Raw genomic sequence first — 19,019 nt, 5'->3', positions numbered from 1 at the left:
CGGTGGCAGCTGCCACCGCTCCACGCGCGTCAAGCTCTGGCCTCGAAGCGGGCGATCAGCTGTTCCGCTACGGAAGTAATTTCGGCGGGGTCGGCGGTTTGAGTGCAATCGCCGCCTACAACAGCGCCGAGCGTGCCGCCGTCCAGTTGGACAACGTGGACACGCCACACGTCGCGCCGGAGTTCGTATTGATCGGGAAGCGGCCTCTGCATGATTTCATGAAACACCAGGTCAACCCATTGGCGCGCGTCCGGATCAGAAGACGCATCGGCGTAGTCGGCGCGGCTCGCCATGACGCTGTATCGGTCGCCTAGCATGAATTGGCGTTCGCGCGCGCGTCGGTCCTGCTCGATCCGCGTCACGCGATCTTTTTCCGCCCGCTTCATGGCCTGTTTCATCCGAACATCGTCGGCGCTGCGCGTCAGCGCCGCCATGATGTTGAGGACGCGCGCGGGCATATAATGCCCCGCGCGCTCGGCCGCCTCGATCACAAATTGCAAATCGCTGATCTCGGTGGGGGAGAGGGTGACGCGAACGGCGCTCGCCGTGTTGCTGATTTTCATGGCTGCGGCTCCGGCTCTTCCTTCGCCTTGTAGGCGGCAAGGCCGATCCACGATCCGTTATCGCCGCGAAACTGGCGCACAACATCGCCACCGTCCCAATGGCCGGTGAAGATGCCGCGCCGGTTGATGCCGCCGACGGGGCGCGTGCGCGCCGCCAGAAGGCGGGCGCGGCGCGTGTCTCGATCTAGGTGGCGCATGGGTTGCATGGTCAATCCTTCCTATTCGCTGGCGGTGTCGAGTTGCGTGCCGATCTCGTCGGCGTCGAAGTCTTCAAGGGCTGAAATCGCGCTTTCCAGTTCGGAAACTGCGGCGTCCATCGCCTGCGCGCGTTCGCTGTCCTCAAGACTGGGTGGCAGATTTTCGCGGGCGGCCTGCTCGTCATCCTTGACGGTTTCGAGCATGTCGCGCGCCTCATCCAACAGGGCCTTGCCCTTGTCGATCAGCACGCGGGCGGCGGCGATCTGCTTGCGGCGTTCGCGGTTCATGCCTCTGCCCTCACGTCGCCGCTGTCGATCTGGAAGCCTGCGCGGGCCAGCTCGTCACAAAGGGCGCGCTGCCGATCCTCGCGGGTGCCGCTGGTGGCGATGTAGCTGCACCGGCCATCGTGGAAGGCGAAGCCTGCGCGTTTCAGGCATCCGCGAAACCGCTGGTGGGTGCGGTCGCTCCAATCCAGTGTGCCCGCATAGTTGCGGAAGGCGGCGACAGCGCAGACGGAACCGTAATTCTCATCACGCCAGCTAAGCTCGATCACGGGGGGCGATTTGGTCATGGTGGCCTCCCTCAATATTCGCTGGTTAGGAGAATGGTGAGCACGCGGGTTGTGGCATCGGGATTCCATGGTTCGGCGCTGCCAAATTCAAGATCGCGGTCGTAATAGATCCTATGGATACCGGCCTGCGCTGGCCGATAGACCGTTGATCCACGACCATCGGAGAGACCGCCATGATTCCTGTATTCGCCGAAAGCGCCGACACAGCGCCGATCTATGTAAGCGTTGAACTCAGCAAGCGTTCTTGGCTTGTTGCATCTTTGTCGCCGGGAACTGCAAAAGTTTCGCTGTCGACGCTTCCGGCGGGAGATGGTGAAGCACTTTGCAGGCATCTGCGGAAACTCGAGGATCGTGCTGGCACAAAGAGCGCCGCTCCCGTTGCCATTCGGCTTTGCTTCGAGATCGGCTATGACGGGTTCTGGCTTGCTCGGCTGCTTCGTGCTCGCAACATTGACACCTATGTCTTGGACCCAGCCAGTTTCCTGGTTTCGCGGCGCGGCAAACGGGCTAAGACCGACAGAATTGACGCGGAAGCGATGATCGGCATTCTCAAAGCCTATCTCGCAGGGGATCACAGCGTCTGTCGGATCGTCACCGTACCCACCCCCGAAGAGGAGGATGCCAGACGCCTTATGCGGGAAAGGGGCGACCTGATCCGCGAGAGGACCAAGATTATTGCCCGCATCAGGGCGCTGCTGGCTCTTCACGGGATAGCGCATGTGCAAGCATTGAAAGGTGGCGACTGGGCTACCCAGTTGGACAACATGCGGACCGGCGACGGACGCGCATTGCCTCCGAACTTGCGACAGCAGATCACGCGCTGCTTTGAACGCCTGGCATTGCTGAATACGCAGGTCAAACAGATCGAAACTGCCCGCGCCGAAGCGCTTTCTGCTGAAAATTCCAGCTTCCCATGCCCGGACAAAGCTGCGCGGCTTGAGCAGTTGCGTGGCATCGGCGCGAACGGCGCGACCATGTTGGTCTCTGAGGTTTTTTGCCGACAGTTTACCAGTCGAAGACACCTCGCCTCGTTTCTCGGCTTGGCACCCAGTCCGTATTCCAGTGGAAGTGTGGATCGCGACCAAGGCATCAGCAAGGCCGGAAACCGAGGAGCACGCTGCCTGATGGTCGAACTTGCGTGGGGCTGGCTTCGCTATCAGCCAAGCAGTGAATTGACGCTGTGGTATCGCGAAAGGTTCAAAGGAAAAGGAAAGCGTGCGGCCAAGGTCGGCGTAGTCGCCTTGGCACGAAAATTGTTGATTGCACTTTGGCGTTTTGTGGAAACCGGTCTGGTCCCGCACGGCGCCGAGCTCCGCGTGGCTTGATGCCTCAGTTGCAACAGGCTCGATAAGCCCTGCGGATTGGTTGAGCGTGTGACCGTGAAGATTGATGGCGCCTGAAAAACGCCCAGTAATAGTTTGGTCCGCGCCCACCGTTGCTCGATCCAAGGTTGTGAATACGGATTGTGGTAAGAGGCTCAGCTCTCGACCGGATACAAGTCTATGCGCGGATTGCGCATGTCTGAACCTTGGAACCCTGCACGCCAAATCGCCAACAACGCCGAAGGAATTGCCCTTGACAGGATAACCCTCATACAAGTCGAACTTCCACATGACCGAGAGGGCTGGGCGCGTGCTGTCGTCAGTCCAGCGGGTATGCCATTGGCCGATCACATCGCGATAAAGGAAACCGGCGTCATGCTCGCCGTGAGGATCGTTGTCGGGTGTGAAATCCTCAAAGCCCTCGATCATCTTGAGAATGTCGGACTGCGTATTCTCGTCCAGCGCCGCGATGCCTTGCGTAATCACGGTGCGACAAGTCACGCCCATCGTTCGCCGCGCAATGTCGTTCAGCGCCGCAACGGTGGCGATCTGGTCAGTTGTCGCTTCCATTTTCCTCACTCCTTTAGGCGAAGCCGCTGCCTGCGGCCTGCGGCTCTGACCCGCTGGCGAAGCGCGGGATGGGGAGGGGGGAGCAAAATCGATGGGAGTGGTGCGGGCGGCGCGACTAGGGAGGCCCCGGCGCGCGCGAGCGCGCCGGAACTGGCCGAACTTGTCGGGCAACCCGGTCCTGTCGATTATGCTTCGGGAACGAAAGGGCGGGTGCCCTTGGTGTTCCCCCGGTGGCAGCTGCCACCACTGACGGAGCGCGGCCCTGGGCCGCTCGATCCTATGTGGCAGCTGACAGACTACGAAGCGCGCGGCCCTGGCCGCTCATTTTCAGCGCTCGCGGTCCTTTGATTTCTCGGCGGTCGGCGTCGGTGATTTGCCTTCGCGCAATGTTGCGGCGACATGGGCCTTTGCGCTTTCGACGATCTGCGCCAGCTGTTCCTTCGATGCGCCGCGCTCGGTAGCTGTCGCGACGCGCTTATCAATGGCGAGCTGGAATTGCGCGAACCTGGCATCGGCGCGGTTCTGCTCAGGCGAGTTTTTCTCGAATTGCGCGGCAAGGCGTAGATCAACCTGACTGACGCCGGGAGGCATGACTTGCAGACGTAGCGCGCGATCGGCGGCCTGAATGTCGCGGTCGGTCATTTTCGAAAGGAAATCTGCGGCGCCCGCGCTGATGGCGCGGACTCTTTGCAGCGGGTCCATACCCTCGGACCAATTGACTTCGATCTGATGATAGCGGCGTTGCTCAATCAGCTGAAGGTGGTGCATCGGCCCTTTGGGATCGCGGAAAAAGGCAAGCTCCTGCGCTGAACGCGCGGCCAGCTGGCGCATGTCAGCGGACGTTTCCGCGATCCGATTAAGCTGCTCATGCTGCCGCGACGCAACGGTTTGCGCAGTAGGTAGGTAACGGCTGATTTGATCCTTGGCCTGCTCGATACTCATTGCGCGTCGTTCGCCAACTGGCATGAGAGATTCCATCGAGGGTGGAAACGCGATGCCCGCTGGCCCACGCGCTGGCTCGACGCGGTTCTGTTCGAGGGGCATGGCATCACGGATGACTTTGGCGAGGGAGGCGTGATTTCCAGTATGGAAGCTGTCGCGGCTCGCCTCCATCCAGTCCTTCGGCCCCATTGCCTGGATCGAGACGAATTTCTCGGCCGCAAGGGAATGTAGCTGCAAGTGCAGCCGCATGGTGCGACCATTGCCCTCACGGAACGGATGAACGGCATTTAATTCGGAAATATGCCGCCCCATGGTATCCGCAAAGCGATCACGATCCATCGACTTGAGGGTTTGGAGGTCGGGCAGCTGCTTAAATTCGTGCTCCATGCTGCGGGCAATGAAGTGCGCTCGGGCAAAAGTGCTGCCGGGTTTGCTTATGTCCACAGTCCGAAAGCGCCCCGCCCAATCATATACGTCCTGAAACAGATGATTGTGCAGTTCGCGATACTCGCGCGCGTTCGTCGCCGGCGCGGCGCGCTGCACAACCAGCTCGCCATGTCGGACAACCGAGAAGAAAGCTTCTCGCTCCTTGAGGATATTATCGTCGCGGATTCCCAGCTTGTTCCGAAGAACGTCGCTGTTACGCCAGGTGTAAGGGTCGCTCACCTGTCATGCAGCGAGTTTCTGGCGGGACAGAACATCACGGTTGTAGTCCTGCGCCAGACCAATCGCCACATCGACGGGAATTTGGGTTTCGACCAACAGCAAACAAAAAGAGTGGTCATCCGAAACCAATTCAAGTCCTTCAATCTTGCAATTTGCGATTGCTTCGCAATAAGCTGCCATCACGTCAGGAATCTCTTCCTGCCGACGCGGCTCATACCCCATCGCCTTGATGCGATTCCTGTAGGTGTCGATGATATTTTCCATTTTGCACCTAAAAACGACCTGCTCCCGCCCATAGTTAACATGTCGGGATTTGTATATAAACCACATTGAGTAGCCCCCATATTTCACTTTCCTGAAATGGGACGCCGCGCTTGCGCGGCGTCTCGTGCATTTAGCAGGGCGGGTCATTCAATCCGCTTGGTCGGTCATCATCGCCAACAGGTAGTCGGCGGCGTTCTGAGCCTCACGGGCAGCCTCGAAAATCGCGCGCTTGTCGTTGCGGAGCGCGGTCAACCAGTGCTCGATATACGCGGCATGGTCTTCGCGTTCCTCGACCTTGAAACCGACAATCGCGCCGATGAAGGATGCGCCCAGCTCGGCTACGAGCTCGTCCCTCGCATAGTCGGCGCGGCTCGTTGAAATCAGGGTTTTCCGGTTGAGGCGGCTTTCATGCCCTGCATGATGCACGGCCTCGTGCGCAAGCGTGGCATAGTAGTCGTCGGCGGAATGGAACGCTTCAAAAGCAGGCATTTGGATATAGTCGTCGCGGGTGTGGTAATAGGCTTGCGATCCGCCGATGCGAACGGTTGCGTCGATGCGAGAGAACATCACTTCAAGCTCAACGTCGCGGGTTTCGGGATTGGTAATGATCGGGGCGGGCGCGGGATATTTGCCGTCCAGTCCCTCGACCTGATCGGCATTGAAAACCGTGTATCGTTTCAGAAACGGAATGGCGCGCTCGTCGTCCGTCTCGGAGTCCTTCACGACAAGCTTGTTAGCATAGACAACGGTGGTCCCCTTGCTGCCCTTCCGGACATTGCCGCCAAGCTCCAATGCCTGTTTGAAGGTCAGCCAATAGGGGGAGGCGAAGCCCTGACGCATGGCGCTGGCCCAAAGGCTGAGGACGTTGATCCCACGATAGGCGACCCCATTGTGCCGGAGCGGAATGGTCGGCCCACCGCTCCACGGCTTCACCCAAGGCTTGGTGCCCGCTTCGAGCATCGCAAGAATGTCGTCGGTGACGGCCTGATAAATGTCGATCCGGTTCGTTTCCTTAGCCATTTTCCTCACTCCTTTAGGCGAAGCCGCTGCCTGCGGCCTGCGGCTCTGACCCGCTGGCGAAGCGCGGGATGGGGAGGGGGGAGCAAAATCGATGGGAGTGGTGCGGGCGGCGCGACTAGGGAGGCCCCGGCGCGCGCGAGCGCGCCGGAACTGGCCGAACTTGTCGGGCAACCCGGTCCTGTCGATTATGCTTCGGGAACGAAAGGGCGGGTGCCCTTGGTGTTCCCCCGGTGGCAGCTGCCACCACTGACGGAGCGCGGCCCTGGGCCGCTCGATCCTATGTGGCAGCTGACAGACTACTAAGCGCGCGGCCCTGGCCGCTCATTTTGGCGGCGGCTTGCATGATTTTGTGCTGTTCGTCGCACCCATCGGGATTTTCTTCCTCAACAGGCGCATTCGCTAATCGCAAAGGCCGGGCGGTGGCAGCTGCCACCGCCCCCAAGTTTGCGGGGAGCGCGGGAGTGAAGCGCGCTCCCCGTGCCGTCATGCCGCTTGGCTTTCGCTATCGGCGGCATCGGGCAAGGCAGAGGGTCGAAGGGCGGGGGGCAGGATGCGCCGCCCCGCAAGGCGCTCGTTGACCGTCACGGCAAGGTCAGAGCGCTTCATGGTCTGGCAATTCTCTACAGCGTCGTTGCCGCAACCTTCGGCCAGCAGCTTCAAGAGCGTGGCCTTGCTAAGCTGGTCATAGAATACCTGATTAGGTTCCCACTTGTCGGCCATGTTGATCTGCGCGGCTCCGACGATCTGCGCCAGCTGGCGGTCGCGGTCGCTGTGGAACGAAAGGCTCGTGATCTGCGAGGCAACGCAGTAGGCCAGCAGCCGCAATTTCGCTTCGCTGTCCATCTGGCGCATGTCGTCCAGCGTGGGTGTTTCGGCCAAGCGGTCAAGATCGGCCCTTGCGATCTCGTCAATGTCGGCAATCGTGGAATGGCCCATGACCGCATCGTCAACATGGAAGCGGTTCTTCTCGGCGGTGATTTCGGCGGCTTGTTGCCACGAATAAGCGTTGCCGCGAACCTGCCCCAAGAGGCCCGTTAAGAGCACGTCCAGCGCCAGCTCCGGGTCGCTGGCAAGGGCTTCCCGAACCGCCATCGTGCGGATGCCGCCCAGCTGATCCATGACTTTCTGCGAGTAGTCGGGGCGAGGAGGCTTGGGGCCATCGGCGGCGGTGCCCTTGGCGGTGCGGGTGAGCGCGACCTGTTCGATACCGTCATGGCCGATGAAGACGATAAGCGAGTGCTCGGCCTTCTGCTCGGCGGTGAAAACGCGGCAAGCCGATACGATAGCGTCCTGTTTGCGGGTCAGGGCGCGCAACTCGTCGTCATAGTCGTGATCGTCCTCGTCCACCTCGCTTTCCCGCTTGGCGATTGCCGCCTCGATCTCGACCAGCTGCGCGGTTTCTTCCTCGGTCGGATCGCGCTCGCCAGCGGGTTCCAGATGGCCGCGCATCCAGTAGGAATCAGGCCGGTAGAGCTGCCCTTCTGCATCGCGCCAGCCATCTTCGCGCGCCGCCTTGGCGATGGCGTCGAGCCGATCTTGCACAAGGTCCATGACAAGGCCCGCATCATCGCAATAGCGACGTTCTCCGAAAAGATCGGTGGTGAAGGTGCCGCCTGCGGCGCAATAGGCTTCCTCGCCTACAATGCGAAAATGCTTGTCGGTATCGGCAACCTTCTCCTGGGTGAGCATGGCGCGGATTTGGTGGGCGTTGTCGCCGGTGCGCTTGAAAACCTCAAGCTGGCGGTCCTGATCGTCGGTCAGCGCGAAAGCCTGCGCCGCGCCCATGCCGATTTCGTCTTTCTGGAAGGCTTTGAGAATGGTCGGGTGCAGCGCCGCCAGCTTCAACACGCGGCGGACATAGGCCGGGGAGACGCCGAACGATGCTGCAACATCGTCAACGTCCTTGCCGCTGTCGATGATCGCCCGATAGGCTGCGATGGCATCGGCGGGGTGCATGTCCTCGCGCTGCGCGTTCTCGGCAAGCGAGATTTCCAGCGCCTCGTCCTTGCTGCGGATTTCAACGGGAACCTCGAAAGTGCCGGGGATGGCCTTTGCCTTCTGCAACAGCTTCAAGGCCCGATAGCGCCGCCCTCCGGCGCAAATCCTGATTTTGCCGTCTTCATCATAGCCGATCAGGTTTTGCAGCACGCCCCGCGCCTGAATGTCGGCGGCGAGGGCTTCGATTTCCTTGGGCTTCACCTTCCGCACGTTGAGGTCGGAAAGCGCCAGCTTGTTCAGTTGGATGGTCTGGATGGTCATTTTTCACTCCTTTAGGCGAAGCCGCTGCCTGCGGCCTGCGGCTCTGACCCGCTGGCGAAGCGCGGGATGGGGAGGGGGGAGCAAAATCGATGGGAGTGGTGCGGGCGGCGCGACTAGGGAGGCCCCGGCGCGCGCGAGCGCGCCGGAACTGGCCGAACTTGTCGGGCAACCCGGTCCTGTCGATTATGCTTCGGGAACGAAAGGGCGGGTGCCCTTGGTGTTCCCCCGGTGGCAGCTGCCACCACTGACGGAGCGCGGCCCTGGGCCGCTCAAACTATTGCGGTCGCTTTAAGAAGGAGAACCAGCGGCGGCGTGGGGGCTTTGCGACAATGGGAGGATCGATCTGATCTCCGCCAGCTTCATTCCAGAAGGCTTGCCAGCGTTCTGATTCAGCGCGGAGAGCTGCGGCGCGCTCATCAACCGCCCGCAAGCGTCTATGATAATCGTGAGGGGACCTGCTCATGAAAACGCTGTGAGCCTGATTGGATAATGGATGGTGGTGTTCCAGGGTTAATGCCGGAATTATCAACGCAAGGCATGGGGTTAGAGATCAAAGCCCGGAGAGCGCGAAGCACGCGGCGATCGAGCCAACCAGAGCGATCAGGAGAACGGGACGCCTCGGCGCTGCACTGACGGTGATGGTCGCGCCGGCGCAGGCCCATAGCAAGGTGGCGGCGGGACCGGCCCGGTAGATCAGGAAGCCGATATAGCTGTTCGGCAGGAACTGCGGATAATCGACAATCAGGCGTGCGACGATCCCGCCGCCTGCGAGAATGAGCGCGGCGATCAGCCATGCCGCGATTGCCTCGATGCGCGGCGATGCACTGTGCCTGGGCGCGGCCTGCATCGTCGTTCGCGTCGCATCATTCATGCTGATCTTCCCTTATAGCCCTGACCGTCACCCGAATGGGCGGAGACGGCTTTGCTGGCTCCGTGGAGCCGCGCGGCGCAGCCGTGTGGTGGAATAGGGCAGGTTCCCGGCTCCGATCATTTGCACTTGTTCGGCAGCTGGCCCCTCTCGATCGCCAGATTCCTCATCGCCTCGTAATCGACACCCCAAAGGCCTCGTCGCTCATCGGCAGCGTCTTTCATGAAACGGGCATAGGCCAGCCCTGAATGTTGCCTGTAATCAACGGCATATCCATGGCGTACCATCGTTGCCGAAACAGATGCCCCATTCGACCGAAACCGGCACGACAGGTTAGACCCGCCCCAGCTCGTCCGCCGCGTGTTGCATATCGGCTCGATCGTCAACTTTTCGTCCTGAAAATCGCTCGTGCAATCCATGCCGCCATTTTGCTTCACCAGCTCTTCCAAATAGAGCTGCGCTGCGATCTTGGGCACATTGCCCTTGCCGTCCTCATCCGGCGCATCAATTCCCGACAACCGCACCCGCTTTTTATCGAGCGTTTCGAGCGTATCGCCGTCGATAATGCGCGGGTTCTCGACATGGATTGAAACCGGCTCGCTATTCCTCGCCTGCATTTGATTGAACAGCGCGCCGAACGCGAAAACAGAGAGAATGGGCAACGCGATTTGCTGATTTCGCGGCCATTTTTTGAAACCTCGGATCAGCACCTGGCTCTCTCCTGAAGAATGTCGTTCCAGTCCATCGGCGCCGGGGCTGGCGGGAGGATGATTTTCAGTTCGCGGTCGTTGGCAGTGAGGTGGTCGCGCGCGTCCTCTATGGCCTGTGCGGCTTCCTGGCCGTGTTGCGAGTAGATGACGATTTTGCGGATGCGTTCGGGGATCGCGATCAGGCCATAGCGGCGAATGCCGCCAGCGCCCCACACCTTGAATTTCCCGTCACTAAGCTGGGTGACGGAAACGGCTTCCTCGAAGCCTTCCGCGAGGCGCAGAACATCGCCGGTTGGCTGGCCGCCGATCCGCATGGCGGCGTGTCGGACCAGGCCGAGCGTCAATTTCGCCTCGCGCAGCGCCGCATGGTAGCGTTTCTCGCCGGTTGCTGGATCGAGCAAGATCCGCTGCACGGCGATTATGCCTTCGTCGGCCTCGAACGGCACGAGAAGGGCAGGATGCTCTTCGCGGGCGTCGGGCGGACCAACGATGCAGCGCGGAGCGAAGCGGAGCTTGAGGCCGGTCGGGTCGATTGCGCGCGAACGCAGATAGCGTTCAGCCGCGGTGCCTGCGATCGGCACGGCGGAATCCCATAGTTGGAGGGCGAGCTTCCGGCGCGAGGGTTCGGGCGCGCGATCGACCGTTTCACCGCTCGTGTGGCGATTGATTTTGCGGCTGTTGAGCGCGGACCAGACGGCTTCCTGACTGCAACCGGCCCAACATTTGAATAGGACGGCCTTCTTGCCGGGGGTGACTTGGAGCGACGGATTGCGGTCGTTGTGGGCTGGACAGCAAACCATGCCATATGAGCCGCGCCAGTGGCCGCCCATATCCGCTACGATCTGACGTGCGCGTGCTTCGACGTCCATCTGCATCGAACTTCTTTCGTCAACGGTATCCCGACATTGGGATTTATACACATTTCACGATGGCGGGCAAACGGTCGGGATACATGCCAATATCGCGCATGGCCCGACTAGGGCCATTCAATATAAATATCTCCGCCGGTTATCTTCACTTGCGGATGACTCACGTTCTTTCGCCTCAATCGCTTGGCCCAGGCTGGCGAGAATGTCCGCCAGCTCGCGCTTGTCCCGCTCTTCGCGGGTTAGCTCCCATAGGGGCAGCTGATCCCTCATGCGCTCCATGTCGCGCGCCGCCTCGATCTGGCGATATTGTTCGCAAGCGGGGGCTGGATCGGCCGCGACGCCGCGACGGCGGCGAGCAGCGAAGATTTTCGAGAGGAAGGCGGGGAAGAGGAAGCGATAGGCGTTCGTGGCCTGCTTGATGCGCGGGCCAGCGCCTTGCGCTTCGTGGTCGGGAACCGGCTCGTAGCGCCTGAACCAGTCGATAATTCGCGCGTCTTTGAGACGCGAAAGCGCCTGAACGACGCAATTCTTGCTGAGGCCGGTTCCATCCATGATCGTGTGAAGACTGGGGAACAGCGCGCCAGTGCTATAGTCGATGACGCGGGCCAGGAACTCGATGATCTGGATGCCGGCCTGTCCGATAGCTCCGTTGCGAATGCGCGGTGTGGTTGTCCGCCGCTGCGCGAGCGTTTGCCGCTCGTAGAGCTTTGCGGCTTCGATCATCTCGCGCATCTGGCGAGCATTGCGGATCGGTGTGTAAGCCTTGGCCCGCTTTTCGTGGCCTACGGCGATGCTGCCGGCCCAGACTTTGACGCGCGGTTTTTCGGCACGCGCAAGCAAGGCGCGGTCGATCGTGGCGAGGCCGGTGCTACGCAGCACGGCGCCTATGGAAGTGGTCATGCGGACCTCCCTTCGTCGGTCCCGCGAGGCCAAGCACCATCGCTCCCGAAAGCACGCTTTCGAGATTGACTTTCGCCGCAGCACCACCGATAAAGAGAGCCAAGTTAGAAGCGCTCACTTCGGTGGCACAAACAGCCCTCGCTCAGCCAAGCGAGGGTTTTTTGTTGTCCTGTCGCCTCGGGGAGCCACCCCGCACGCAACAGATGAATCGCCGACTCCAAGGCGGAATCAGCGCGTCATAACTGGCTCAAGTTTAAGGGGTTGGCAAGAATAAGCGTGCGCGCACGCTTATAACGCGCTCGTCACGCCAATTTGCGGTAGTGGCGCAGATAGTCGGGATATTCGATCCCGCGTGCCTTCAAGAGATTGATCGTCGCCTCTTCGACCAGGGCAGCAACGGACGTTTGTTCGCGCTCAGCGAGGTTCTTGATCTCGGCCGCCAGCTCGGGTTTCACCGATGCTGCGAGATTTCGCGTGTTGGCGCGGCTCGGCCGACGCCGGGGCAAAGGAACCGGGAGAAGAGGGTCTTCCTGTCTTTTCGGGCGCGCCATAGGTCTAGAACACAAGAGGTTGGTGTGGTGCCGGAATAAGCGTGTTGACACGCTTAATGGCTGTAATGTGGTTGCGCGGCAAGAGACGACAAGCCGGGTTGCCCTCGCCGTCAAAGCGAGGATAGACATATCCTAATCGGTAAAAGGGAATAAATCACGATGCCGCATAGCGACGATTGGCAGTATGATCCGATCCTTGAGCGCGAACTAACCACCCGCCGCCCTGCTGGGGGAATGATCCAAGCGGTCGAAATTGCGCAACTGCCGTCGAGTGAATGGATCATCAATGTCAAAGTATCGTGGCGTGGCGATAAGTGGCTGAATGTCTGCCTATTCGAGCAACCAACGCTTAAAACCTACAAGCGACTGTCAAGCGCTGTGCGGCATGTCGTGCTCGATTACGGATATGAGGATGACCATATCCGATTGGTTCCCGACAAACAATGCAGCAACAAATTGGCGTTTTAGGCTTCCCTTTCCCCCTCATCGTGATATGTGCATAAATCTCGATGACGAGGGAGAAAGCGATGAAAGCTTTTAATTTCGCGCTCGCGACCGCCTTGGTGGGGGCTGCGGTGCAATCGACCCCCGCTGTAGCGTCGGATAATACTTGGGCATGTGAGGTTGTGCTGTGCATCTCCAACCCGGGTGGTCCGACGCAATATCCAGCCTGTGTTCCACCGATAACGAAACTGTGGCGCGTGCTGGCTCTCGGCGGCAGCTTCCCGACATGCACGGGCGGGGGCATCGCCAAGACCAAATACAAGAAGCCGGATGATGGGAGGCCTGGTCGCTTGACGGTCACTTGGACTGACGGGCGGCAACAGACCTACTATCAGCCGCGCAACTGACCGGGAGCGGGAACGTGTTCCTCGAAACCGGGGCCGTTCTTTCGCTGGCGGCGCAATGCGCCCCAGCGGTAGCGCCGCATACGATCGCCGCGATCGTGGATGCGGAATCTTCGAACTATGTTTTTGCGATCAACGTCAACGGCGTGGCCAGTCAGCCTCGCCGTCCGCGTAATGAGGCTGAGGCCATCGCAACCGCGCGCTCCTATGTGGCTCGCGGCTACAGCGTGGATCTCGGCCTCGGCCAAATCAATTCACGCAACATGGGATGGCTCGGCCTAACGTGGGACACTGTTTTCAAGCAGTGCTCCAATATCGAAGCGGCAGGCCGGGTGCTCCTGTCCAATTTCCGTTCGGCCAAGACGGGGCGCACCCCGCAAGAGGCCCTTCGGGTCGCACTCAGCATGTATAACACAGGCTCTCAATCGAGAGGTTTCCGCAACGGCTATGTCGCCCGCGTGGAGAACGCAGGTCGCCGCGTCAGCGGTCGGCCTGCGACCGCAATCCCGACTGTCATCGTGGGCGATCAGCCCGCCAGCGCCGCCATGAGCGACACTGGCGCCGGTCGTGTGCCGGTGGAGCTGGCGGAAATCGCAGCGGAGAACATGGAGGCGGCTCCACCGCCTGCACCGCCTGCGTGGGATGTTTTCGGCCGCGCCCAACACGCGCGGATTGGTTCGTAAGGCGAAGATAGGAGTTATCGAATGTTTCGTATCTGGAAGATCAAGGCTGAATCCCGGCTCGATGCGCTGCTCGCGCGTCTCAAGCCCTCGCCGCTCATGGCGCGCGCGCTGCCCCTGTCGCTGCTGGCAAGCCTGCTCGTAGCGGAGCCGGCTTTTGCGCAGGCAAACTTTGAAGGCCTGGCCGACAACATTCTCGGCCTGCTGAGCAACGGTTTGCTCCGCACGCTTGCGATCATCGCGATCATCGTCGTTGGCCTTCTGTGGTTCCTCGGCCGCGCGTCGGTGCAGATGCTCGTCACGGTCGTAGTTGGCGTGGTGATCGTGTTCTCCGCGCCTTGGATCGTCGACACGATTACGGGGTGATCGGGGATGGACGGTCAGGAAGAAATGACAAAAGACCCGCTGTTCTTGGCCGTCACCCGCCCCGCTTTGTGGGCGGGTGTTCCCATTGAAGCGGGCGCGCTCATCATCATGGCGGGCGCAATCACGTTAGTTGGTTCGGGCAATCCTCTCTACGGCGGCGCGGCCGCCGTCGCGCTTTATGCGATGGCGCGGCTTATCGTTCGGCATGACGTGAACGCATTCCGGCTGATCTTCCTGTGGGGCCGGACCAAAGCGGCGAACCGGAACCGCGTCTTTTGGGGTGGATCGAGCTACACGCCGCTGCCGCTCTACGGAATCAAGCGAAAGGGATTTGGTCGTGGTGTTCGGTAAGAGCGCGCTCGCGGAGAAGGTGCCTTTTGACAAGGCCAAACGGGAGGAAATGCCCGAGAAATTCTTGCCGTATTCGCGGCATGTCAATGAGCATGTGGTCGCCCTCGATAACGGCGATCTGATGCTCATGCTCGAACTGGATGGACGGCCCTTTGAGACTTCGGACGTGCGCGATCTGAATGATTGGCACACGCGCCTCAACGGGGTCTGGCGCAATATCCATGACGAGCGGCTTTCGATCTGGACGCACATGTTGCGGATGCGCGTGCGCGACTATCCAGGCGGCACGTTCCGCTCGCATTTCGCCGCGAAGCTCGATCAAAAATACTATGAGCGGATGACGGCCGAACGCATGTTCCGCAACCGCTTCTTCATGACGGTCGTGATCCGCCCAACAGCAAACGCGACCGACAAGCTGATGGATTTCCTGCGCAAGAAGCAGGAGGACAAGAACGCCAATATCGCGGAAGCTCTAGAGCTGCTGGAAGACAAGGTGCGCGATCTGGAAAAGCTACTGCTGCGCGTTCGTCCGCGCCGTGTCGGCATCTATGAGCACCGGGGTCTCCTGTTCTCCGAACCGCTGGAAATATTGAACCAGGTGATGACCGGGCGCTATCGGCGCTGTCCTCTGGTCCGTGGCCGTCTCGGCTCGGCGCTCTATGCGAGCCGCGCCATCATCGGCGCTGAGACATTTGAGGTCCGCGACGCCGATCATTCGATGTTCGGCGGCATTTTCGGCATTCGCGAGTATCCGTCATCGACAACGCCGCGCCAGTTTGAATCGCTGCTTTCGGTCGATTTCAGCCTCGCCATAACGCAGTCGTTCACGTTCCTGTCGCGCACAGCGGCAACAGAACGGTTTCGGCTTCGCCAGACCCAAATGGCGAACGCCGGTGACAAGGCGATCAGCCAGATGGATGAGCTGATCGACGCGGCCGACGATTTGCAATCGAACCGCTTTGTGCTGGGGGACCATCATTTCACGCTGACGGTGTTCGCGGAAGATTTGAAGAAGCTGCGCGATAACATGTCGATCGCGCGCGCGGCGCTGGCCGATACGGGCATGGTCGCCGCCCGCGAAAGCGCGGCGCTGGAAGCTGCCTATTGGTCGCAGCTGGTCGGCAACTTCGCGTGGAGGGCGCGCCCCGCGCCGATCACGTCATATAATTTCTCGGCGTTCTCGCCCTTCCATACGTTCCCTGCAGGGCACGAGGACGGCAATCATTGGGGGCCTGCGGTCGCCTTGCTCAAGACAAGCGCTCGCAGCCCCTATTACTTCAATTTCCATTCGGCAGACCTGGGCCATTCGATGGTCATTGGTCCATCGGGCGGCGGTAAGACGGTGCTGGTCAACTTCCTGATGGCGCAGCTCGAAAAGTTCAACGCGCGCCATATCTTCATCGACAAGGATCAAGGCGCGGAAATTTTTGTCCGAGCCAGCGGCGGCACCTATCTCGCGCTGCGCAACGGGGAACCTACGGGCTTCGCTCCGCTCAAGGCGCTCGACAATACGGCTTCCCATCGCGCGTTCCTCGGTCGCTTCATCCGCCAGCTGGTGAAGCAAGAGGGGGCGCCGATCACGGTGCAGGAATCGCACCTGATCGACGATGGCATCGAAGCCGTGATGAAGCTGCCACGCGAGCAACGCTCGCTGTCGGCGCTGCGGACCATGCTCGGCATGTCGGACTCGGGCGGCGTCGGCGCGCGCCTAGTCAAGTGGACCTCCGAGGGGAACCTTGGCTGGGTTTTCGATAATGAGGAAGATTCCATGTCTCTCGAAGCCCGTTTCGTGGGCTTCGATATGACCGACTTCCTCGAAAACGCGGAAATCCGCACGCCGGTCATGCTCTACCTGTTCGAGCGGATAGACGCGCTCCTGACAGGCGAGCGCATGGTTATTGCGATTGACGAATTTTGGAAGGCGCTGGCCGATCCGGCGTTCACGGCATTCGCGCAGGATGGCCTCAAGACATACCGCAAGCGCAATGCGTTCCTCGTCTTTGCAACACAGTCGCCTGCGGACGCGCTGCGGTCCACGATCAGCCATTCGATCTTGGAGCAGGTCGCGACGAAAATCTTCCTGCCCAATCCGTTCGGCCAGCGCCGGGATTACATCGAAGGCTTCTCGCTCTCGGAGGCGGAATTTAAGCTGGTGCGCGAAGAGCTGTCGCCGGAAAGCCGCAAATTCCTCGTGAAGCAGGGCCATGACTCCGTTGTGGTCGGCCTGGATCTCATTGGCATGGACGATGAACTGGCCGTGCTGTCGGGCCGCGCTGAAACAACGGGCGTGGCCCGCGAAGTGATTGCCGAACTGGGCAATGATCCGAAGCTCTGGTTGCCGGAATTTCACCGGCGCCGGCGCCCAAGCTGAAAGGAGTGAGACTATGAAGCAGCTTATCTTGGCGGCTGTGTCGATCGGGAGCCTTGCGGCCGCGACGCCAGCCAGTGCGCAGGGTATCCCTGTGTTCGATAGCACGTCGGTGCTCAAGCATATCGAACAAATCCAGAAGACCATGCAGATGATCGAGCAAGGTCGCCAGCAGATTGCGGAAGCGCAGCAGCTCTACCAAGGGTTGAACCAGCTGACCGATGTTTCCTCGATCGCCAACCAGCTTAAGACAGATTCACTTCGCACCCTGGGCGTTGATGTGAACTCGCTCGAACGCATGGCGCGCGGCGATTTTGGCGGCGGCGGCAGCTACGGCGGGCGATCTGATGCGATCTATCAGGACATGCTCGAACGTCTCGGCGTATCCGCGAATGGCGATCAGACTGACGTTCGCTATCAGACAGCTCGCTCGATCGCGATGGACAAGGCCATGGCCGAAGGCATGGGCGAAGCGGCCACATCGCGCGGTGAGGGTCTGGAAGAGCTGCGCAATCGACTTGCGACCGCATCAACAGCCAAGGAAGTTGCTGACCTTCAAGCGCGCATCCAGCTCGAAAGCGCGTCGATGATGAACGACCAGCTCCGCGTCGAAGCGTTGGAGCGAGCGCGCAGAGCGGAGGCCGCGGCGCACACGGCCGAAGCTTTTGCGGACAGGTCGCGCAAACGCGATGAGCAGCGTGCGCGAGCGCGGGCGGCAGCTGGAATTTGACCATGAAGAAAATGGTCCTTCTTGCGATCAGCGCAGCCGGCTTGCTCGCCGGCTGCGAACGCGCGCCCACATTTCCCGAGATTTTAATGACCTATCATGACGTTGATTGGCTCAAAACTCATGAAGATCAGATTCCGGTGATCGTCGCTGAGTGCGACAAGATCGTGAACAGCGAACTCAAACAGTCGGACCTCCCCATGCCAGTGGCTCGCAATTGCGGAGGCATAAAGAACAAAATCGCCTCCATTGAAAGGTCGCGGAAACGTGATGAGCAGCGTGCGCGAGCACGGAAGGCAGCTGGAATGTAAGGCTGTAATAACAGCTTGAATTATATCTAATCGGAGCGGTCTGGTGGAATACGATCTATTTACGAATGCCTATCAGGGCTTCACCAACGAACTCAATTCGGTAGTTGTGTCCAACTATGCTGGGTTTGTTGGGTGGATCGCTGGACCGCTCCGCACTGGCATGATCATTTACATAATCCTGCTAGGCTACGCGATTATGCGCGGGGCCGTGCAATACCCCTTCCGCGAATATGTCTATCGCTCGCTTATGCTGGCCGCGCTCTATTATGCTGTGACAAACCTCTATGGAGCATCGCTCGCACAGATGATCGTGACCGGCCTGCCGCATGAGTTTGCCTCGATCGTAGGCGGCTCACCGGACGGCGTTGGTGGGTCTTTCGATGGGATGTGGGCGCGGGTCGATGATGCACTGCTCGCGATGCAGGATGCGACCGAGAAATACGCAGAGGAACACGCCTCACTGACTGATATTCCCGGCGCTGCGGCCGCAATTATGCTGTGTATCGGTGCCACTATCATCATTCTTTTGACAGCGATCGCGGCTCTGTTCGCACTGGCTGTCGGCTTTGTGATCGTGCTCTATGCGCTGTTTGCGCTCGCCTGTCTGGCGGTGGTCGGGCCGATCTTCGTAGCAGCGCTGCTGTTTGATTCCACCAGAAGCTACTTCTTCTCATGGCTCGGCAGCGTCCTCAACTTTCTGATGTTGTCGCTATTTGCGATGCTTCTTGTGCTCGTTGTGGCCAATGTCGCTGAATCGGCAACAGCAACATTCGATGGCGATTTTGACAACATCTGGAGCACCTGTATCCGGATCATCGCGTTCTACATTCTCGCCTGCTTTTTCTTCATCCAAATCCCCGGAATAGCTGCCTCACTTGGCGGCGGCGCGGCTGCAATGGTGACGCAGTTCGGCAACGCGGTGACGAAGGGTGGCGGGGCAGTTGCAACGGGCGCAGGGCACGCGGCCAGCGATGCCCGCGCCATGGGGGCCAGCATGGGGCGGGGCTTCTCGTCGGCGGTTCGCCGTTGGCGCAACCGAAACACAATCACCAGAGCTTGAGGGAACGAATATGCGCAAGTTGCTTGGACTCGGAA

General features: G+C 60.3%; 22 protein-coding genes and 2 pseudogenes. 9 read left to right on the top strand and 15 right to left on the bottom strand.

Features of this window, described 5'->3' with window-relative positions:
* Positions 1-29 precede the first annotated feature (29 nt).
* From JI59_RS25380 to JI59_RS26990, 5 genes and pseudogenes are all read right to left on the bottom strand, one after another.
* Entirely contained in the window at positions 30-563 is a 534-nt protein-coding gene (locus tag JI59_RS25380) for a hypothetical protein (protein ID WP_007016089.1), read from the bottom strand.
* Positions 560-769 carry a hypothetical protein gene (locus JI59_RS25375; protein WP_004213310.1) on the bottom strand — a complete coding sequence of 70 codons (210 nt, stop codon included), beginning with the start codon at positions 767-769 and terminating at the stop codon, positions 560-562. Before JI59_RS25375 ends, JI59_RS25380 begins: the two co-directional genes overlap by 4 nt.
* 12 nt (positions 770-781) lie before the next feature.
* Positions 782-1,048: a hypothetical protein gene (locus tag JI59_RS25370; protein ID WP_004213311.1), complete on the bottom strand. Its 267-nt coding sequence runs from the start codon at positions 1,046-1,048 to the stop codon at positions 782-784.
* The gene (locus JI59_RS25365) at positions 1,045-1,332 is read right to left on the bottom strand and encodes a hypothetical protein (RefSeq protein ID WP_006953883.1); all 288 of its coding nucleotides are present in this window, start codon (positions 1,330-1,332) and stop codon (positions 1,045-1,047) included. Before JI59_RS25365 ends, JI59_RS25370 begins: the two co-directional genes overlap by 4 nt.
* Before the next feature lie 11 nt (positions 1,333-1,343).
* Positions 1,344-1,439, bottom strand: a pseudogene (locus JI59_RS26990) (DUF3768 domain-containing protein); the annotation flags it as partial.
* 66 nt (positions 1,440-1,505) lie between these two features.
* On the opposite strand from JI59_RS26990, the gene JI59_RS25360 reads away from it, so the two are divergent.
* The gene (locus tag JI59_RS25360) at positions 1,506-2,657 is read left to right on the top strand and encodes an IS110 family RNA-guided transposase (RefSeq protein ID WP_039859144.1); all 1,152 of its coding nucleotides are present in this window, start codon (positions 1,506-1,508) and stop codon (positions 2,655-2,657) included.
* Positions 2,658-2,981: 324 nt separating this feature from the next.
* Here JI59_RS25360 and JI59_RS27935 read toward each other — a convergent pair.
* The 10 genes and pseudogenes from JI59_RS27935 to JI59_RS27230 form a co-directional block, all read right to left on the bottom strand.
* Positions 2,982-3,083, bottom strand: a pseudogene (locus tag JI59_RS27935) (DUF3768 domain-containing protein); the annotation flags it as partial.
* Between the two features lie 468 nt (positions 3,084-3,551).
* Positions 3,552-4,832 (bottom strand): Fic/DOC family protein, encoded by a 1,281-nt coding sequence (locus JI59_RS25355; protein ID WP_006968049.1) that lies wholly within the window; start codon positions 4,830-4,832, stop codon positions 3,552-3,554.
* 3 nt (positions 4,833-4,835) lie between these two features.
* Entirely contained in the window at positions 4,836-5,096 is a 261-nt protein-coding gene (locus JI59_RS25350; RefSeq protein ID WP_006968047.1) for a hypothetical protein, read from the bottom strand.
* Positions 5,097-5,243: 147 nt separating this feature from the next.
* Entirely contained in the window at positions 5,244-6,116 is an 873-nt protein-coding gene (locus JI59_RS25345; protein ID WP_004213405.1) for an ArdC family protein, read from the bottom strand.
* Positions 6,117-6,599: 483 nt separating this feature from the next.
* Positions 6,600-8,375: a ParB/RepB/Spo0J family partition protein gene (locus JI59_RS25340; protein WP_041565084.1), complete on the bottom strand. Its 1,776-nt coding sequence runs from the start codon at positions 8,373-8,375 to the stop codon at positions 6,600-6,602.
* Between the two features lie 550 nt (positions 8,376-8,925).
* Entirely contained in the window at positions 8,926-9,246 is a 321-nt protein-coding gene (locus tag JI59_RS25335) for a hypothetical protein (protein WP_006949645.1), read from the bottom strand.
* A gap of 116 nt (positions 9,247-9,362) precedes the next feature.
* Positions 9,363-9,953, bottom strand: a complete 591-nt coding sequence (locus JI59_RS25330) for a thermonuclease family protein (protein ID WP_006949646.1) — start codon at positions 9,951-9,953, stop codon at positions 9,363-9,365.
* Complete coding sequence (locus JI59_RS25325) at positions 9,947-10,822, bottom strand: DUF7146 domain-containing protein (protein WP_238532685.1); 876 nt, start codon at positions 10,820-10,822, stop codon at positions 9,947-9,949. The genes JI59_RS25330 and JI59_RS25325 overlap by 7 nt, the downstream gene beginning before the upstream one ends.
* A gap of 117 nt (positions 10,823-10,939) precedes the next feature.
* Positions 10,940-11,722 (bottom strand): hypothetical protein, encoded by a 783-nt coding sequence (locus JI59_RS25320; RefSeq protein ID WP_006949648.1) that lies wholly within the window; start codon positions 11,720-11,722, stop codon positions 10,940-10,942.
* 302 nt (positions 11,723-12,024) lie between these two features.
* Positions 12,025-12,177 (bottom strand): hypothetical protein, encoded by a 153-nt coding sequence (locus tag JI59_RS27230; protein ID WP_006949649.1) that lies wholly within the window; start codon positions 12,175-12,177, stop codon positions 12,025-12,027.
* Between the two features lie 255 nt (positions 12,178-12,432).
* On the opposite strand from JI59_RS27230, the gene JI59_RS25310 reads away from it, so the two are divergent.
* From JI59_RS25310 to JI59_RS25270, 8 genes are all read left to right on the top strand, one after another.
* Positions 12,433-12,741 (top strand): hypothetical protein, encoded by a 309-nt coding sequence (locus JI59_RS25310; protein ID WP_004213195.1) that lies wholly within the window; start codon positions 12,433-12,435, stop codon positions 12,739-12,741.
* A gap of 397 nt (positions 12,742-13,138) precedes the next feature.
* Complete coding sequence (locus tag JI59_RS25300; RefSeq protein WP_004213200.1) at positions 13,139-13,804, top strand: lytic transglycosylase domain-containing protein; 666 nt, start codon at positions 13,139-13,141, stop codon at positions 13,802-13,804.
* A gap of 21 nt (positions 13,805-13,825) precedes the next feature.
* The gene (locus JI59_RS25295) at positions 13,826-14,167 is read left to right on the top strand and encodes a TrbC/VirB2 family protein (RefSeq protein ID WP_004213202.1); all 342 of its coding nucleotides are present in this window, start codon (positions 13,826-13,828) and stop codon (positions 14,165-14,167) included.
* Positions 14,168-14,173: 6 nt separating this feature from the next.
* Entirely contained in the window at positions 14,174-14,518 is a 345-nt protein-coding gene (locus tag JI59_RS25290; protein ID WP_006949650.1) for a VirB3 family type IV secretion system protein, read from the top strand.
* Entirely contained in the window at positions 14,505-16,889 is a 2,385-nt protein-coding gene (locus JI59_RS25285; protein WP_006949654.1) for a VirB4 family type IV secretion/conjugal transfer ATPase, read from the top strand. Before JI59_RS25290 ends, JI59_RS25285 begins: the two co-directional genes overlap by 14 nt.
* A 13-nt stretch (positions 16,890-16,902) precedes the next feature.
* A complete protein-coding gene (locus JI59_RS25280) occupies positions 16,903-17,616 on the top strand; it encodes a type IV secretion system protein (protein ID WP_006949655.1) in 714 nt (237 codons plus the stop codon).
* Positions 17,617-17,618: 2 nt separating this feature from the next.
* Positions 17,619-17,924, top strand: a complete 306-nt coding sequence (locus JI59_RS25275; RefSeq protein ID WP_006949657.1) for an EexN family lipoprotein — start codon at positions 17,619-17,621, stop codon at positions 17,922-17,924.
* A 43-nt stretch (positions 17,925-17,967) separates the two neighbouring features.
* Positions 17,968-18,984 carry a TrbL/VirB6 family protein gene (locus JI59_RS25270; RefSeq protein ID WP_004213214.1) on the top strand — a complete coding sequence of 339 codons (1,017 nt, stop codon included), beginning with the start codon at positions 17,968-17,970 and terminating at the stop codon, positions 18,982-18,984.
* Positions 18,985-19,019 lie beyond the last annotated feature (35 nt).

Origin of the sequence: Novosphingobium pentaromativorans US6-1, assembly GCF_000767465.1 — a bacterium.
Lineage (GTDB): Bacteria > Pseudomonadota > Alphaproteobacteria > Sphingomonadales > Sphingomonadaceae > Novosphingobium > Novosphingobium pentaromativorans.
Note: the sequence above shows the minus strand (reverse complement) of the source record. Positions and strands in the feature narration are given on the sequence as shown.

Coding starts and splice junctions, on each gene's coding strand:
- JI59_RS25380 (WP_007016089.1), bottom strand. CDS start 563: ATGAAAATCAGCAACACGGCGAGCGCCGTTCGCGTCACCCTCTCCCCC.
- JI59_RS25375 (WP_004213310.1), bottom strand. CDS start 769: ATGCAACCCATGCGCCACCTAGATCGAGACACGCGCCGCGCCCGCCTT.
- JI59_RS25370 (WP_004213311.1), bottom strand. CDS start 1,048: ATGAACCGCGAACGCCGCAAGCAGATCGCCGCCGCCCGCGTGCTGATC.
- JI59_RS25365 (WP_006953883.1), bottom strand. CDS start 1,332: ATGACCAAATCGCCCCCCGTGATCGAGCTTAGCTGGCGTGATGAGAAT.
- JI59_RS25360 (WP_039859144.1), top strand. CDS start 1,506: ATGATTCCTGTATTCGCCGAAAGCGCCGACACAGCGCCGATCTATGTA.
- JI59_RS25350 (WP_006968047.1), bottom strand. CDS start 5,096: ATGGAAAATATCATCGACACCTACAGGAATCGCATCAAGGCGATGGGG.
- JI59_RS25345 (WP_004213405.1), bottom strand. CDS start 6,116: ATGGCTAAGGAAACGAACCGGATCGACATTTATCAGGCCGTCACCGAC.
- JI59_RS25340 (WP_041565084.1), bottom strand. CDS start 8,375: ATGACCATCCAGACCATCCAACTGAACAAGCTGGCGCTTTCCGACCTC.
- JI59_RS25335 (WP_006949645.1), bottom strand. CDS start 9,246: ATGAATGATGCGACGCGAACGACGATGCAGGCCGCGCCCAGGCACAGT.
- JI59_RS25325 (WP_238532685.1), bottom strand. CDS start 10,822: ATGGACGTCGAAGCACGCGCACGTCAGATCGTAGCGGATATGGGCGGC.
- JI59_RS25320 (WP_006949648.1), bottom strand. CDS start 11,722: ATGACCACTTCCATAGGCGCCGTGCTGCGTAGCACCGGCCTCGCCACG.
- JI59_RS25310 (WP_004213195.1), top strand. CDS start 12,433: ATGCCGCATAGCGACGATTGGCAGTATGATCCGATCCTTGAGCGCGAA.
- JI59_RS25295 (WP_004213202.1), top strand. CDS start 13,826: ATGTTTCGTATCTGGAAGATCAAGGCTGAATCCCGGCTCGATGCGCTG.
- JI59_RS25290 (WP_006949650.1), top strand. CDS start 14,174: ATGGACGGTCAGGAAGAAATGACAAAAGACCCGCTGTTCTTGGCCGTC.
- JI59_RS25280 (WP_006949655.1), top strand. CDS start 16,903: ATGAAGCAGCTTATCTTGGCGGCTGTGTCGATCGGGAGCCTTGCGGCC.
- JI59_RS25275 (WP_006949657.1), top strand. CDS start 17,619: ATGAAGAAAATGGTCCTTCTTGCGATCAGCGCAGCCGGCTTGCTCGCC.